Origin of the sequence: Mycoplana rhizolycopersici, assembly GCF_013378445.1 — a bacterium.
GTDB classification, from domain to species: domain Bacteria; phylum Pseudomonadota; class Alphaproteobacteria; order Rhizobiales; family Rhizobiaceae; genus Mycoplana; species Mycoplana rhizolycopersici.
This window is the reverse complement of sequence record NZ_JABXYK010000001.1, coordinates 296,603-312,683: the sequence shown is the minus strand read 5'-3', so window position 1 is coordinate 312,683 and position 16,081 is coordinate 296,603. Positions and strand designations below refer to the sequence as shown.

General features: G+C 63.2%; 11 protein-coding genes. 7 read left to right on the top strand and 4 right to left on the bottom strand.

Features of this window, described 5'->3' with window-relative positions:
- The first annotated feature begins 41 nt into the window (after positions 1-41).
- Positions 42-1,202 carry an OpgC family protein gene (locus HV823_RS01490; protein ID WP_246300643.1) on the top strand — a complete coding sequence of 387 codons (1,161 nt, stop codon included), beginning with the start codon at positions 42-44 and terminating at the stop codon, positions 1,200-1,202.
- Positions 1,203-1,394: 192 nt separating this feature from the next.
- Here HV823_RS01490 and HV823_RS01485 read toward each other — a convergent pair whose 3' ends face one another.
- Positions 1,395-3,155, bottom strand: coding sequence for a glucan ABC transporter ATP-binding protein/ permease (locus HV823_RS01485; RefSeq protein WP_176947971.1), 1,761 nt, complete (start codon positions 3,153-3,155; stop codon positions 1,395-1,397).
- A gap of 295 nt (positions 3,156-3,450) precedes the next feature.
- On the opposite strand from HV823_RS01485, the gene HV823_RS01480 reads away from it, so the two are divergent.
- From HV823_RS01480 to HV823_RS01465, 4 genes are all read left to right on the top strand, one after another.
- A complete protein-coding gene (locus HV823_RS01480) occupies positions 3,451-4,191 on the top strand; it encodes a LuxR family transcriptional regulator (protein WP_176947970.1) in 741 nt (246 codons plus the stop codon).
- Positions 4,192-4,303: 112 nt separating this feature from the next.
- The gene (gene pyc, locus HV823_RS01475) at positions 4,304-7,759 is read left to right on the top strand and encodes a pyruvate carboxylase (protein WP_176947969.1); all 3,456 of its coding nucleotides are present in this window, start codon (positions 4,304-4,306) and stop codon (positions 7,757-7,759) included.
- Positions 7,760-7,946: 187 nt separating this feature from the next.
- Positions 7,947-8,501 (top strand): GNAT family N-acetyltransferase, encoded by a 555-nt coding sequence (locus HV823_RS01470; RefSeq protein WP_176948176.1) that lies wholly within the window; start codon positions 7,947-7,949, stop codon positions 8,499-8,501.
- Between the two features lie 106 nt (positions 8,502-8,607).
- The gene (locus HV823_RS01465) at positions 8,608-9,765 is read left to right on the top strand and encodes a glycosyltransferase family 92 protein (protein ID WP_176947968.1); all 1,158 of its coding nucleotides are present in this window, start codon (positions 8,608-8,610) and stop codon (positions 9,763-9,765) included.
- 18 nt (positions 9,766-9,783) lie between these two features.
- On the opposite strand, the gene HV823_RS01460 is transcribed toward HV823_RS01465, so the two are convergent.
- The 3 genes from HV823_RS01460 to acnA form a co-directional block, all read right to left on the bottom strand.
- Complete coding sequence (locus HV823_RS01460; protein WP_176947967.1) at positions 9,784-10,179, bottom strand: DUF2794 domain-containing protein; 396 nt, start codon at positions 10,177-10,179, stop codon at positions 9,784-9,786.
- 487 nt (positions 10,180-10,666) lie between these two features.
- Positions 10,667-11,437 (bottom strand): DUF1223 domain-containing protein, encoded by a 771-nt coding sequence (locus HV823_RS01455; protein WP_176947966.1) that lies wholly within the window; start codon positions 11,435-11,437, stop codon positions 10,667-10,669.
- Between the two features lie 173 nt (positions 11,438-11,610).
- On the bottom strand, positions 11,611-14,304 hold the full coding sequence (acnA, locus tag HV823_RS01450) for an aconitate hydratase AcnA (RefSeq protein ID WP_176947965.1): 2,694 nt from the start codon (positions 14,302-14,304) through the stop codon (positions 11,611-11,613).
- Positions 14,305-14,572: 268 nt separating this feature from the next.
- Here acnA and ccmA point away from each other — a divergent pair, with 268 nt between their 5' ends.
- Complete coding sequence (gene ccmA, locus HV823_RS01445) at positions 14,573-15,220, top strand: heme ABC exporter ATP-binding protein CcmA (protein ID WP_176947964.1); 648 nt, start codon at positions 14,573-14,575, stop codon at positions 15,218-15,220.
- A 196-nt stretch (positions 15,221-15,416) separates the two neighbouring features.
- Positions 15,417-16,076, top strand: a complete 660-nt coding sequence (gene ccmB, locus HV823_RS01440; protein WP_176947963.1) for a heme exporter protein CcmB — start codon at positions 15,417-15,419, stop codon at positions 16,074-16,076.
- Positions 16,077-16,081: the final 5 nt, after the last annotated feature.

Sequence of the window (16,081 nt, the reverse complement as noted above, 5' to 3'; positions counted from 1 at the left end):
GTGATGCCCCGTTTCATGTCCAGCGTTCGGGAAGGCACGCATTGACTTGGAAGACTGAAACGGCACTGACTGCGATTGTCCCGGCAGCAAAGAGCCAGCGCGACACGCGAATTGATGTTCTGCGCGCCCTTGCGCTGATCACGATCTTCATCAATCACGTTCCCGGCAATTATCTCGAACATCTGACGCTCAAGAACTTCGGCTTTTCCGATTCGGCCGAAGCCTTCGTGCTCATTTCCGGGATTTCCGTAGGGCTCGCCTACAAGACCCGCTTCGCGGTCGGCCAGCGAATTGTCGCGAGCGCAAAAATCCTGCGACGCGCATTCACGCTCTATGTGGCGCATGTCATGACGAGCGTCGTCACCTTCGCGATCTTCGCCGGCGGCGCCTTGTGGTTCGCCCGCCCCGACCTCCTTTCGGAGATCAACCTGCGCGCCGTCGTCGATCGCACGGAGCAGGGCCTTCCGAGCATGGTGCTGCTCGGGCACCAGTTCGGCTACAACAACATCCTGTCGATGTATGCGGTGCTGATGCTGATGCTGCCGGGCATGCTCTGGATGCATGCACGCAACCCTGTCGCGCTGCTGGTTGCTTCAGGGCTGCTGTGGCTGGCGGTGGGGGTATGGAACATTGCGCCCTCGAACTTCCTCGACGATGGCTACTGGTTCCTCAATCCGTTCTCCTGGCAGTTCCTGTTTGCGATCGGCATCGTCGCCTCGTCCAAAGCAGCAACGACCGCCTGGCCATCGAAGAACGCCGTTCTGACGGGCATTTGCTGGGTCTATCTCGCCATATCGCTGGTCTGGGTGATCTTTTCCCTCTGGTCCATCGATACCTCGCTGGGGCTGCCTGCGGTATTGACGGGTTTCGACAAGACCTTCCTGTCGGCGCCGCGGCTGCTGCACGTGCTGGCGCTCGCCTATCTGGTCGCGACCATTCCGCGGATTTCCCGCCTGTTCGCCCTGCCGGCCGCTCATCCGCTGACGGCGGTCGGCCGCCATGGCCTGGCGATCTTCATCTTCGGCACCATCCTTGCCATGATCGGCCAGGTGCTGATGTTCGTGACCGGCAAAGCCCCCTGGTTCGGCACACTCTACGTGGCCTGCGGCGTCGGGCTGCTGTTTGCCTATGCGCGCTACCTCGACTGGCTTGTGGGGCTCGGCCGGGCGGGAGCGCCGAAGGCGGAAAAACAGGCGGCCTGAAGAGCGCGTCCGATCCATTGGCGCATGAGGTTGAGACCGGGCTGGCTTTATGGCGGTCGACGTTCGAATGACCGGGCCTGACCGGTGGCGCGAGGCCATCGATAACGGGCGTCCGGCCAAGCATGCCCCTAACGGAAAACGCCGCGCTGGAAATGCTCCCGCGCGGCGCTTTCGTCTGATGCTCGGCCCGTATCAGGCGGCGGTCGTATGGCTCTTGCGTACGTCCTCGTCGGTGAGGATGCCGCTTGCACGGAGCAGGGCGGCAAAGCGGCCGTTGCTCTGGCTGAGTTCGTGGAACGTGCCCATCTCGGCGATACGGCCGTGGTCGAGGAAGAGCACCTTGTCCGCCTCGCGCACCGTCGAAAGGCGGTGGGCGATGATGAAGGTCGTGCGGTTCTTGCGCAGATTGTCGATCGCGGCCTTCACGCGTGCCTCGGTCTCGACGTCCAGCGCGCTGGTCGCCTCGTCGAGGACGAGGATCGGCGCATCCTTCAGGATCGCGCGGGCGATGGCGATACGCTGGCGCTCGCCGCCCGACAGCCGGTTGCCGCGCTCGCCGACATGGGTGTCGTAGCCGTTCTGGCGCGAGCGGATGAAGTCATCGGCAGCCGCAGCCTCCGCCGCGCCCATGATCTCGTCCAGCGTCGCGCCGTCGCGGCCGAGGCGGATGTTGTCGCCGATCGAGCGGTTCAGCAGGCCGGCATCCTGGAAAACGGTGGCGATGGAGCGACGCAGCGATTTGCGCGTCACGGTGGAGATGTCGACGCCGTCGATCAGGATCTGGCCCTGGCGCGGCTCGTACACGCGCTGCAGCAGGTTCACCAGCGTGGTCTTGCCGGCGCCCGTGGGGCCGACGATCGCGACGGTCTCGCCGGCCTCCGCCGTGAACGAGACGTCACGAACGCCTTGCGTGGCATTGGCGAAATCGAAGCTGACGTCGCGGAATTCGACCTTGCCGCGCACGTCGGTGAGTTCGGCGGCATCGCTCGGCTCCTCGCGGTCCTTGACGGCGTCCTCGAGCGTGAAGAAATCCTCAAGCTTTGCGCGCGCTTCGAAGATCTGCGTGGCGAACGCCTTCATCTGGTCGAGGCGGCCGATCAGCAGCCCGGCAAAACCGATGAAGGCGATGACTTCACCGACCCGCAGTTCGCCGCGCTGGACGAGAACGGTGCCGATCACCAGGATGGTCATCATCGAGATCGTCGAAGCGATGCGGTTCAGTGCGCTGGCCAGCGCCCACCAGTCGAGGACGGGATACTGCGCGTTGATCAACTGCTGGGCGAACTGCTTCAACTGACGGGTCTCGGCCTCGATGCGGTTGTAGCTGTGCACGACCGAGACATTGCTGATCGAGTCGGAGACATGGGAAAAGACGGTGTGGTAATGCCCCTCCACCGATGCCTGGCCATCGCGGGTCTTGTTCATGACCACCTTGCCGATGATGACATAGGCGATGCCCAGAACCAGCAGCACGATGGATAGACGATAGTCCATAGCAAAGGCAGTCGGCACGAGAAGCACCAAGGCAATCGCCGTCGCCAGATGCGTGCGCATGAATTCGAGCCAGAGGCCGAACAGCGTTTCGCAGGCGCGCAGCAGCGTGTGCAAAGCATTGGAGGTGCCGCGCTGGCTGTGCCAGGAAAGCGGCATCGATATGATCCGGCCGAAGGCTTCGGTGATCAGGCTGGCGCGGCGGCCATGCGCAAGCCGGTCGGCCTCGCGGGCGACCAGGACGAAGGCGACGGTGTTGAACACGCCGAAGCCGGCCCACATCAGCAGCATGGGGGTGACGGCGCTGCTGGACGAGATGGCATCGATGATTTTGCCGAAAAGGATCGGCTCCGCAATCGTGATGACGGCGAGGACGACGTTTGCGACGACGATCGACGAGACGCGCATTCGGTAGACCGAAAGGTAGCTCAACGCCCGCGCATAAACCTGGAACAACGACACTTCAAAACCCTTTCGCGGTCCTGCATTGTGCGCCGCATCATTGTCATTCGTCCGACGCGGGCAACGCGGTAAAGTTCCACCCCGTGGACGGCGTAAGGCCGCGGCGGGGCGTTTCCAGCGATGAGGGAATGCTATTCACCTGTCGATGAATGGACGCTGAACAGTCCGTTGCCAAATCGGCTCAAATTGCTAAACGGAACTGTGACGCGTGTTTTGTTCACGACGCGCGCGTTGCGCGCAATGATATTTTCAAGCTATTACGTATAGAGGGGCCGCGTGTTCGGTCGATTTTATAATGAACATCAACCTGCTCGCCCAGTTTACGGGGTTGCTCGACGAATTATCCGAGCGTGACGAGATCGTTGCGGAATTCGAACGATTGCTCGATCTCTACGGCTTTCAATATTACGGGGTCGTGCGACAGCCAAAGCCCCATGAGGATCCGCTGAGCCTGGTTCTCGTCGGCCGGTGGCCTGACCGGTGGCCGGAAGCCTATATCCGCAAGAGATACATCGTCATTGATCCGACCATCGTCTACCTGAACCACGCCCAAGCCGGATTCCGCTGGCGGGACTCGTTCACGGCATTGCGCTCCAACCCCCATCGCAAGCGTATGGAGCGCATGATGGTGGAGGCACGCCAACATGGTCTCGAAGACGGCTATATCTTTCCGGTTCACGGTAGACGTGGGCTTTTGGGGGCCATGACGGTCGGAGGCAAGGTCGTAGACCTTCATCCCGCCGAGATGGGGCTGTTCGAGAACGTTGCCAAGAAGCTTTTCTGGAAGTTGCTCGGTATTCAGAAGCCGCAGATATCGGACGAGCTCTCAGCGGAGGTAAACCTGCATCTGACGCGTCGCGAGATGGAGGCGCTGAGCTATCTGGCGGATGGAATGACCTCGCACGAGATCGCACGCAAGCTGTCGATCTCAAACCACACCGTCGACTGGTACATGAATGGCATACAGTCGAAGCTCAAGGCGAAGAACCGCCACCACGCGGTCTCGCTGTCGTTCCGACTGGGGCTGATCTCCTGACGACGCAATTGGCGGAAAAGCACCGCTTGTGGAAATTGAACTTCCTATTTTGACTCGCTAATGTCTCTTCGCGGGTGCAGCATTCCCGCGTTCAAGTCATGAGGAGTTCGACTTGCCCATTTCCAAGATCCTTGTCGCCAACCGTTCCGAAATTGCCATCCGCGTGTTCCGCGCGGCAAACGAGTTGGGTCTCAAAACGGTTGCGATATGGGCTGAGGAGGACAAGCTGGCGCTGCATCGGTTCAAGGCGGACGAGAGCTATCAGGTCGGCCGCGGGCCGCATCTGCAAAAGGATCTCGGGCCGATCGAAAGCTATTTGTCGATCGATGAAGTGATTCGCGTGGCGAAGCTTTCGGGCGCGGACGCCATCCACCCGGGCTATGGCCTCCTGTCGGAGAGCCCCGAATTTGCCGAGGCCTGCGCTGTCGCCGGCATCACCTTCATCGGCCCGAAGCCGGAGACGATGCGCCAGCTCGGCAACAAGGTGGCGGCGCGCAACCTGGCGATCTCGATCGGCGTGCCGGTCGTGCCTGCGACCGATCCGCTGCCGGACGACATGGCGGAAGTGGCGCGGATGGCCGAGCAGATCGGCTATCCGGTGATGCTGAAGGCGTCCTGGGGCGGCGGTGGACGCGGCATGCGCGCGATCCGCGATCCGAAGGACCTGGCCCGCGAGGTGACTGAAGCCAAGCGCGAGGCGAAGGCCGCCTTCGGCAAGGACGAGGTCTATCTGGAGAAGCTCGTCGAACGCGCTCGCCACGTCGAAAGCCAGATCCTCGGCGATACGCACGGCAATGCCGTGCATCTGTTCGAGCGCGACTGCTCCATCCAGCGCCGCAACCAGAAGGTCGTCGAGCGCGCGCCGGCGCCCTACCTCACCGAGGCGCAGCGCCAGGAACTGGCCGACTATTCGCTGAAGATCGCCCGGGCGACGAACTATATCGGTGCCGGCACCGTCGAGTACCTGATGGATGCCGATACCGGAAAGTTCTACTTCATCGAGGTCAACCCGCGCATCCAGGTCGAGCACACCGTCACAGAGGAGGTGACCGGCATCGATATCGTCAAGGCGCAGATCCACATCCTCGACGGCTTTGCGATCGGCACGCCGGAATCGGGCGTGCCGGCACAGGCGGACATCCGTCTCAACGGTCACGCGCTGCAGTGCCGCATCACCACCGAGGATCCCGAGCAGAACTTCATTCCCGACTACGGGCGGATCACCGCCTATCGCGGCGCGACCGGCTTCGGCATCCGCCTCGACGGCGGCACGGCCTATTCGGGTGCGGTGATCACGCGCTTCTACGATCCGCTTTTGGAGAAGGTGACCGCCTGGGCGCCGACGCCCGAGGAGGCTATCCGGCGGATGGACCGGGCGCTGCGGGAATTCCGCATCCGAGGGGTCGCGACAAACCTGACCTTCCTTGAAGCGATCATCGGGCACCAGAAGTTCCAGGACAACAGCTATACGACCCGCTTCATCGATTCGACGCCGGAACTCTTCGCCCAGGTCAAGCGCCAGGACCGCGCGACGAAGCTCCTGACCTATCTCGCCGACGTCACGGTCAACGGTCACCCGGAGGCGAAGGGCCGGCCGAAGCCGTCCGACGACATCGCCCCGCCGGTCGTGCCCTACTCGGAAGGACCGATCGCTGCGGGTACCAAGCAAAAGCTCGACGAACTCGGGCCGCAGAAGTTTGCCGAATGGATCCGCGGACAGAAGCAGGTGCTTCTCACGGACACGACCATGCGCGACGGGCACCAGTCGCTGCTGGCGACGCGCATGCGTACCTACGACATCGCCCGCATCGCCGAGACCTATGCGCGGACCCTGCCGCAGTTGTTCTCGCTGGAATGCTGGGGCGGGGCGACTTTCGACGTCTCCATGCGGTTCCTGACCGAGGATCCCTGGGAACGGCTTGCCATGATCCGCGAGGGTGCGCCGAACCTGCTCCTGCAGATGCTTCTGCGAGGGGCCAACGGCGTCGGCTACAAGAACTACCCGGACAACGTGGTGAAGTATTTCGTCCGCCAGGCGGCAAGGGGCGGCATCGACGTCTTCCGCGTGTTCGACTGCCTGAACTGGGTCGAGAACATGCGCGTGTCGATGGACGCGGTTGCCGAAGAGAGCAAGATCTGCGAGGCGGCGATCTGCTATACGGGCGACATCCTCAACGCCGCCCGGCCGAAGTACGACCTGAAGTACTATGCCGCACTTGCTTCCGAGCTGGAACGGGCCGGGGCGCACATGATCGCAGTCAAGGACATGGCGGGACTTCTCAAGCCTGCCGCTGCCCGCGTGCTGTTCAAGGCGCTGCGCGAGGCGACCGACCTGCCGATTCACTTTCACACCCATGACACCTCAGGCATCGCGGCTGCCACCGTGCTCGCCGCCGTCGAGAGCGGCGTTGACGTCGTCGATGCGGCGATGGACGCGCTGTCGGGCAACACCTCGCAGCCCTGCCTCGGCTCGATCGTCGAGGCGTTGCGCGGTTCCGATCGCGATCCGGGGCTCGACCCGGAATGGATCCGCCGCATCTCCTTCTACTGGGAGGCGGTGCGTCATCAGTACGCCGCCTTCGAGAGCGACCTGAAGGGACCGGCATCGGAGGTCTATCTGCACGAGATGCCGGGCGGCCAGTTCACCAACCTCAAGGAACAGGCGCGCTCGCTGGGGCTGGAAACGCGCTGGCACGAGGTGGCGCAGGCCTATGCCGACGCCAACCGCATGTTCGGCGACATCGTCAAGGTAACCCCGTCGTCGAAGGTGGTCGGCGACATGGCGCTGATGATGGTGAGCCAGGATCTGACGGTCGCCGACGTCGAGAACCCGGACAAGGACGTGTCCTTCCCCGAATCGGTCGTCTCGATGCTCAGGGGCGACCTCGGCCAGCCTCCCGGCGGATGGCCGAAGGGGCTGCAGGAGAAGGTGCTGAAGGGCGAGGCGTCTTACACCGCCGTGCCCGGTTCGCTGCTGCCGCCGGCCGATCTCGAAGCCGAGCGCAAGGCGATCGAGACGAAGCTGGAGCGCAAGGTCGACGATTTCGAGTTCGCCTCCTACCTGATGTACCCCAAGGTGTTCACCGACTATGCGCAGGCGCACGAGACGTACGGCCCCGTCAGCGTGCTGCCGACGCATGCCTATTTCTACGGCATTGCCGCGGGCGAGGAACTGTTCGCCGACATCGAGAAGGGCAAGACGCTGGTCGTACTCAACCAGGCGCAGAGCGAGGCTGACGACAAGGGCATGGTCAAGGTGTTCTTCGAGCTCAACGGCCAGCCGCGCCCCATCAAGGTGCCGGACCGAAACCGCGGGGCTTCCAGCGCCATCCGCCGCAAGGCGGAGGTCGGCAACTCCGCCCATCTCGGTGCGCCGATGCCCGGCGTCGTCTCGACCGTTGCGGTCGCGGCGGGACAGGCGGTCAAGGCCGGCGACGTTCTGCTCTCCATCGAAGCGATGAAGATGGAGACGGCCCTGCATGCCGAGAAGGACGGTACCATCGCCGAGGTGCTGGTGCGCGCCGGCGATCAGATCGACGCAAAGGACCTCCTTATCGTCTTCGGCTGAAGGCGGTTCTCCGCCGGCCGATCGGGGCCGCGTTCCGAAATGCACAATCCCTCCGAAAGAGGGATTGTGCCCCAGTGGCCCTGGCTGCGATGCTCGCTTGCGGAGTTGTAGCCATTTTTCAATCGGGCGAGCAGCCGGCCTGGCCGCCGCCAAAGCCTTGTCTGATCGTCCCGTGATAGTTGCAACAATGTCCTATGCCATTCGCACCGCCGAAGCCGGCGATGTTCCCGCCATTGCCGAGATCTACCGGGAGTCCGTTCTGCACGGCGTCGCCTCCTATGAGATCGAGCCGCCGACGCTGGAGGAGATGCACAACCGCTTTTCGGCGATCACGGCGGCGGGATACCCTTATATCGCTGCCGTCGACATGGGCGGGACCGTCCTTGGCTACGCCTATGCATCCGCGTTCCGCACCCGTCCGGCCTATCGCTGGCTGGTGGAGGACTCGATCTACCTCGCGCCGGAAGCGAGGGGCCGCGGCATCGGCGGGGCACTGCTCTCCGAACTGATCACACGCTGCACGGTCCTCGGTTTCCGGCAGATGGTGGCGGTCATCGGCGGGGCGCATCCGGCTTCCGTGGCGGTTCACCGCGCAGCGGGTTTCGATCATGGGGGGCTGATGAAGGCGACGGGCTTCAAGCACGGCCGCTGGCTCGACACCACAATCATGCAGCGGGCGCTTGGCGAGGGGGCGGGCACCGATCCGGAGCCTGACGTTCCTTTGACGGGTGCCAAGAGCTGAAGGCACGGACGCCCGGCGCAATGCGCGGTAATCGCGAAACTTGGCAAGCGGGCGTGAAGGCCGTATCCATCGGGCCGAACGCCGCCGGAACGGCCTTTGGATGGAAATGATGAAGATCGACGCGCAACTGAGCTTCGTGAAGGTGGCCGAGGATTGCGGCATCGTGCGCGACGCACCGCTGCCGCCGGAGTTCAGGGACAAGACCTACAACGCCCTTTATGACTTCGAGACACTGTTTTACGATGTCTACCGGTGCGGGAAGTACACCGTTCTCCAGGGGCCGCCCTTGTTCAACTTCCAGGACCATTTGGAGGAGACGGAATTTTACGCCGATTTCACCAGGAGCGGTGGCGTCTTCATCGACAGGTCGTCCGGGGTGGAGTTCTGGCTGAAGGGCGATCGGCCCGATATCACGATCGACGGTTGCCTCGGCCGGGTGACGGCGAGTGTGCAGCCGGATCTCAGTCAGGTCTTTCGGAAGAAGCGCGTTCTCTTCACCCTGTCCAAGGACAACGACGTGCAGTGGATCAAGGACTGGGTGCAGTTCCATGTCCGCATTCACGGCGCAGATGCCGTACTGCTCTATGACAATGCGTCCACCTCCTACGCCGCGCGGGAACTCGAAGCTGAGCTCAGGCGGACCTTTCCCGGCATCACCGTCTGTGTCGTAAACTGGAACTTCAAGTTCGGCCCGCGTGTCTGGCGCCGGCGCGATGCGAGCGGCAACGAGGTGCGGATCAGCTCGAAGTTTTGCCAGGCGGGCGCCCTCCAGCATGCCCGTTTCCGTTTTCTGCAAAAGGCCAAAAGCGTTCTCAACTGCGACATCGACGAACTGGTGCTCCCGTCGGGTGCGGGTGGGTCGGTCTTTCGGGCGGCGGAAACTTCGCTGCTGGGCGCCGTTCATTTCCGAGGCAGGTGGATTGGTGACGCCGGCGCCGGGCGTGGCGAACAGGTCCCGCGCCACGCGGATTTTGCCAGCTATGATGCCGGTGACAAGGTCGGTTGCCCGCAGAAATGGGCCGTCGTGCCGTGGCGATGCACCAGAGCGATGACGTGGTCCGCTCACCGGGTAAAGGGGCTGGAGAACTACTTCACCCGTTCAAGCCGCGTCGCCTACGGTCACTTCAGCGAAATCACAACGAACTGGAAATACAACAGGACCGCAAAAAAAGCGCCGGCGGATATCTCCCGTTATCAGCTGGACGATGCGCTGCTGCGCGCGATGCGAACGGCTGGTCTTCACGGTGCTCTGCTGCCGGCGTGAGTTCGCCTGCGACGATCGTTACGTTTCGACCAGCTTCAGGACCTTGTCGAAAACCTTGAGCACCTGCTGCAACTCGCGGCCCCGCTTGAGGATCACGCCATGGGTGTTGACGACGCTGTAGGCGCCCTGCCTGGTGGCGAGCTTCGGGTTCTTCTCGACGCGGTAGAGCGGCATTTCGCCCGAGCGCTTGAAAATCGAAAAAACCGCCTTCTCGGGGCTGTGGTCGATCGCGTAGTCACGCCACGCGCCCTCCCCGACCATGCGCCCATAGATCCTCAGGATCAGGTCCAGTTCCTTGCGGTGGAAGGTGACCGGAAGCGGGTCCTTGTTGCTGCGATATTCCCGGAGATCGACGACCACGTTCGACCTCTGGGCGGCAGCTTCTCCCGGCGGCAAATCCGGCTGGTCTGTCATCGATTCTCCGCACTTCGTCGATGTCATTTCGATGACAGTGTGCCCTAGCTGGACGGAAATGCAAGCATGGAGACCCGCCGACTGGCGGCGGGACGGCGGCGATTCGCTGCAACGCTCCAATATTCCGGCGTAATTTTTTCGCTGACGATCGCAGCGATTCGCAAAGCGATTTTGGGCGCTTCGGGGAAGGTGTGCATTGTCGAAACAGGCCGGCTGTGCCGTTGTTAACCACTACGGCACGGCAAAAACCGAACTTGCCCCATTTCAGACAAAACCGCGCCCCATTTTTCAGAGAAAGTTTCGTCGCTGTCCCGCAGCCGACCGCTTTGCATGTGCGGGAAATCGGTCGGCCTCAGGGGATATGCGTCGAAGCTGATCCTGTATTCCGTTGCCGGATGCTTCGTCAAGGTCCGGCCCGGCGTGTCTTCGAACCCTCAAGCCCCAGCCCCTCGAAGATCCCGGTCCGGACCCCCTCATCCTCAAAAACTCACTTTCGATTGGCCGTCTGCGGCAGTGTTGGCGTAATGACGGTCGCCCCTAGAATGGCACCCGGCGTGTCTGCCGCTTTCATCCGCTGCAGGAGGATGGCGCATCCCCCCGTGCCCTTCTGATGCAGGATGCTCGCGGGCAGTACCAGGGTCGACGCCTTGCCTTCCCACATGCCGATCGTTTCCATGTCGGTTACGGCGTGCCAGTAGGAAATTCGCCTTCCGCGATTCTCGCCTTCCTTGATATCCACCGACTGCGGGTCGTTGAAGTAGGCGACCATCACATTGGCCTTGCCGTGGCCGCTGCCGAGGCGGATGCGGATTTCGTCCTGAACGATGTCTGCGGATACATCCACCGACAGCCCGCGCCCCTGCGTGCTCAGGATCTCGATCTGGTTGCGGATCTGCCTCAGTTCGCCGCCATTGACGTGCTCGCGTCCGTTGATCACCGCCTGAGGCGTGTAGACGCTGCTGCGGCCGAACATGCGCGCATAGGAATACTGGCGCTCCGTGTTCTCCTTGGTGGAGAACGTGTCGGCCCAGCCGAGATAGTTCCAGTAGTCGACGTGATAGGCCAAGGCGACGACGTCGCCGTCGCGGATCAACGTCTCCAGCGCCTGGTCGGCCTTGGGACAGGACGAGCATCCCTGGCTGGTGAACAATTCGACGATGCCCTTCGGCTGCTTCAGTTCCTGTGCCAGCGCGCCGACGGCCGACGGCAGGGCCGCCAGCAGGCTCGCAACACAACCTATGATGAGCAGTCTGGGCATGTGTCGTTCCAGGAAATTCAGGCGAGGCACCTGTTGTCGGCAATCGTCTTACCCGCTCGGACAGTCAACAGGAAGTCACGATGGAGTGAGACTCAAGGTGCCGGAAGTATGTCTCAAAAAGAAATGCCGGGGCAACCGCCCCGGCATCTTGTCGATCGGTCATCCCGTCGAAATCAGGCAGCGAGATCGCGCAGAACGGTCTGCAGGATGCCGCCATTGTTCATGTAGGTGACCTCGTCGAGCGTGTCGATGCGGCAGAGGAGCGGAACCTCCTTCACCGTGCCGTCGGAGTAGGTGATCTTGGCGATCTTCTTCTCGCGCGGCTTGATTTCGCCCTCAAGGCCTTCGATCTCGACCAGTTCGTCGCCCTTCAAGTCAAGGCTCGCCCAGGTCGTGCCTTCCTCGAAGACGAAAGGCACGACGCCCATGCCGACCAGGTTCGAGCGGTGAATGCGCTCAAAGGACTGGGCGATCACGGCCTTGACGCCGAGCAGGTTGGTGCCCTTGGCCGCCCAGTCGCGCGAGGAGCCGTTGCCGTATTCGACGCCGGCGAAGATGACGAGCGGAACGCCCTCGTCCTTGTACTTCATGGCGGCGTCGTAGATCGACATCTCTTCCTTGGAAGGATAGTGGATGGTGTAGCCACCTTCCTTGCCATTCGGGCCGAGCATGTGGTTGCGGATGCGGATGTTGGCAAACGTGCCGCGCATCATCACCTCATGGTTGCCGCGACGGGTGCCGTACTGGTTGAAGTCAGCGACCTGCACGCCATTGTCGAGCAGGTAGGCCCCGGCCGGGGAAGCGGCCTTGATGGAGCCCGCCGGCGAAATGTGGTCGGTGGTGATCTTGTCGCCGAAGAGGCCGAGGACGCGCGCGCCCTTGATGTTCTTGAGGCCCGTGCCCTTCTTGCCCATGCCGACGAAGTAGGGCGGGTTCTGCACGTAGGTCGACTTGTCGTCCCAGGCGTAGGTCTGGCCCGCCGGTACCTGAACCGCCTGCCAGTTGGCATCGCCCTTGAACACGTCTGCGTATTTCGACGCGTAGAGCTCGCGGGTCACGTACTTCAGGATGAATTCCTGGATCTCGTGCGACGTCGGCCAGATGTCCTTGAGGTAGACCGGCTTGCCGTCCTTGTCCTCGCCGATCGGCTCCTTGGTCAGGTCCTTCTGGACCGTGCCGGCCAGCGCATAGGCGACGACCAGCGGCGGGGAGGCCAGGTAGTTGGCCTGGACGTCCGGCGAGATGCGGCCTTCGAAGTTGCGGTTGCCCGACAGGACGCCGGCGGTGATCAGGCCCTTGTCGTTGATCGTCTTGGAGATCGGTGCCGGCAGCGGGCCGGAATTGCCGATGCAGGTCGTGCAGCCGAAGCCGACGAGGTTGAAACCGAGCGTATCGAGGTCCTTCTGCAGGCCGGACTTGGCGAGGTACTCGCCGACCACCTGCGATCCCGGTGCCAGCGAGGTCTTGACCCACGGCTTGGTCTTCAGGCCCTTGGCGACGGCGTTGCGGGCAAGGAGGCCGGCAGCGATCAGGACGCTCGGGTTGGAGGTGTTCGTGCACGAGGTGATCGCAGCGATCGCGACGTCACCATGGCCGAGATCGAAGTCGGTCCCTTCGACCGCGTAGCGGTTCGAAAGCTGGCCCGGCTTCTTGTAGTCGCCTTCGAGCGCGGTCGCGAAGTTCGGTGCGATCGTCTCAAGCGGCAGGCGGCCTTCCGGACGCTTCGGGCCGGCCATCGACGGCACGACGTCGCCGAGGTCGAGTTCGAGCGTGTCGGTGAAGACGAGGTCGGAGCCGTCGCCCTCACGCCACATGCCCTGCGCCTTGGAATAGGCCTCGACGAGCGCGATGCGGCTCTCTTCGCGGCCGGACATGGTGAGGTAGTTGACGGTCTCGCCGTCGACCGGGAAGAAGCCGCAGGTGGCGCCGTATTCCGGGCCCATGTTGCCGATGGTTGCGCGGTCGGCGAGCGTCATGTTGTCGAGGCCGGGGCCGAAGAATTCGACGAACTTGGAGACGACGCCCTTCTTGCGCAGCATTTGCACGACGGTGAGCACGAGGTCGGTGGCGGTGACCCCTTCCTTCAGCTTGCCGGTCAGCTTGAAGCCGATGACTTCCGGCAGCAGCATGGAGACCGGCTGGCCGAGCATGGCAGCTTCCGCCTCGATGCCGCCGACGCCCCAGCCGAGAACGCCGAGGCCGTTGATCATCGTGGTGTGGCTGTCGGTGCCGACGCAGGTGTCGGGATAGGCGATCGTCTCGCCGTCCTCTTCCTTGGTCCAGACGGTCTGGCCGAGATATTCGAGGTTGACCTGGTGGCAGATGCCCGTGCCCGGGGGAACGACGCGAAAATTCTTGAACGCCTGCTGACCCCACTTCAGGAAGCGGTAGCGCTCGCCGTTGCGCTCGTATTCGAGCTCGACGTTGCGGGCAAACGCGGTTGCCGTGCCGAATTCGTCGACGATGACGGAGTGGTCGATGACGAGGTCGACGGGGACGAGCGGGTTGATCTTCTCCGGATCGCCGCCGAGCGCCTTTATGCCGTCACGCATGGCGGCGAGGTCGACGACGGCGGGAACGCCGGTGAAGTCCTGCATCAGAACGCGGGCCGGGCGATAGGCGATCTCGCTCTCAGTCAGGCCCTTGTTCGTCAGCCAGGCGGCGACGCTTTCAATGTCCTTCTTCGTGACCGAGCGGCCATCCTCGTTGCGCAGCAGGTTCTCGAGCAGAACCTTCATCGAATAGGGAAGCTTCGAGACGCCGGCGAGGCCGTTGGCTTCGGCCTTGGGGAGGCTGTAGTAAACGTAGTCGACATCGCCGACCTTGAGCGTCGAGCGACAGTTGAAGCTGTCTAGGGATTTGGACACTTTGTACCCCGTTCCGTCTGGTCGCCAAAAGCTGACGTACGAACGCCCGTGCGCCTGGGAGGCGCGAAATGGGATGCGGGTGCGGCCATTTCCGCTGTCCGTACGCGGAAATCATTCCGGGTTCGGCGCTTGGATGAAAATCACGCCGACCGCTGGCGTGTTGCCGGCCTTATAGATAATTTCTAAGGAACGATCCAGAGCGCCGATGTATGGATCGGGAGAATTTTTTTGCAGTGCGACCAAGGTCGTAAAGGGAAAGTGAAAGCCGATGCGCCTCGTTGCCGAGGGCCTGAGTGCGAAACGGGGCGAAGACCTGATCTTCCGGGATGTATCCTTTGATATCGGTGCCGGCGAGGCGCTGGTGGTGAAGGGGCCGAACGGGTCCGGCAAGTCGACCCTCCTGCGGGTGGTCGCCGACCTGCTGCCGCGCGAATCGGGCAAGATCAGGCTTGCCGGCGGCGAGACGCAGGGCTTCGACAGCGTTGCCGGCGCCTGTCACTATCTCGGCCATCGCAACGCGATGAAGCGGGAACTGACGGTCGAGGAGAACCTACGCTTCTGGAAGGCCTTTTTCGGTGATTCGCGTGGGGGTACAGGCGTCGCGATCGACGAGGCGGCGGATGCCGTCGGCCTCGGTGGGATCCTGCACCTGCCCTTCGGCTATCTCTCTGCCGGCCAGCAGCGACGCATGGCCATGGCGAAGCTGCTCGTCGCCTGGCGGCCGGTCTGGATCCTCGACGAGCCGACCGCGGCGCTGGACGCGTCCGCCGAGGCGATGTTCGCGGGGCTGGTCAAGGCGCATCTCTCCCGCGGCGGGCTGGCGCTGGCTGCGACGCACCAGCCGCTGGGCCTGGGGGCGGTGAGCGAACTGCAGATGGGCGGTTTTGCCGCCATTTTTGCGGAGGCCTGGGTGTGACGACTGTCGCGATTGGCACATCGGCCGGCAATCGGAATTTGCTCCTCGCCCCAACCCTAACCCAGTCCCCGCAGGCGGGGAGAGGGAGTGGATGCGTTGGCGGCAGTCGCGCTTCCCCCGGCTCGCGGGAAGAAGGTGCCGGCAGGCGGATGAGGTGCGGCTGCGGTCCTATGCCCGCGCGTGGAAGGACGTGGGCATGACCGCGCTTCTTCTCCGCGATCTCAAGCTCTCTGTTCGCGCCGGGGGCGGCGCGATGATCGGGGTATTGTTCTTCATGACGGTGGTGGCCGTCATTCCGTTCGGCGTCGGCCCCGACCTCAACCTGCTCGCCCGCATCGGCCCGGCGATCCTCTGGATCGGGGCACTGCTCGCCGCCCTTCTCGGGCTCGACCGGCTGTTCCAGGCAGAACGCGAGGACGGCTCGCTCGACCTGCTTTTGATGCAGGAGACGCCGTTGGTGCTGACGGTGCTGGTGAAGTGCCTGGCCCACTGGCTCGCGACCGGCCTGCCGCTGGTGCTCGCCTCGCCGCTCTTGTCGCTGTTCATGAACATGGACGTGTCGGCGATCGGTGCGACGATGCTGACGCTGCTCGTCGGTACGCCCGCGATTACCTTCATCGGAGCTGCGGGGGCGGCGATCGCCGTCGCCCTGCCGCGCGGTGGGCTGCTGGTTTCGATCCTCGTGCTGCCGCTGGCGATCCCCGTGCTGATCTTCGGTGTCAGCGCCGTCTACGCCGCCATTCAGGAGCCGGCGCCGTTCCTGCCGCCGTTCCTGTTTTTGACCGCGTTGACGCTGGTCTTCGCCGTGATCGGTCCGGTTGCCGCGGCCGCGGCGCTTCGAGCGTCCACCGATTGACGCAA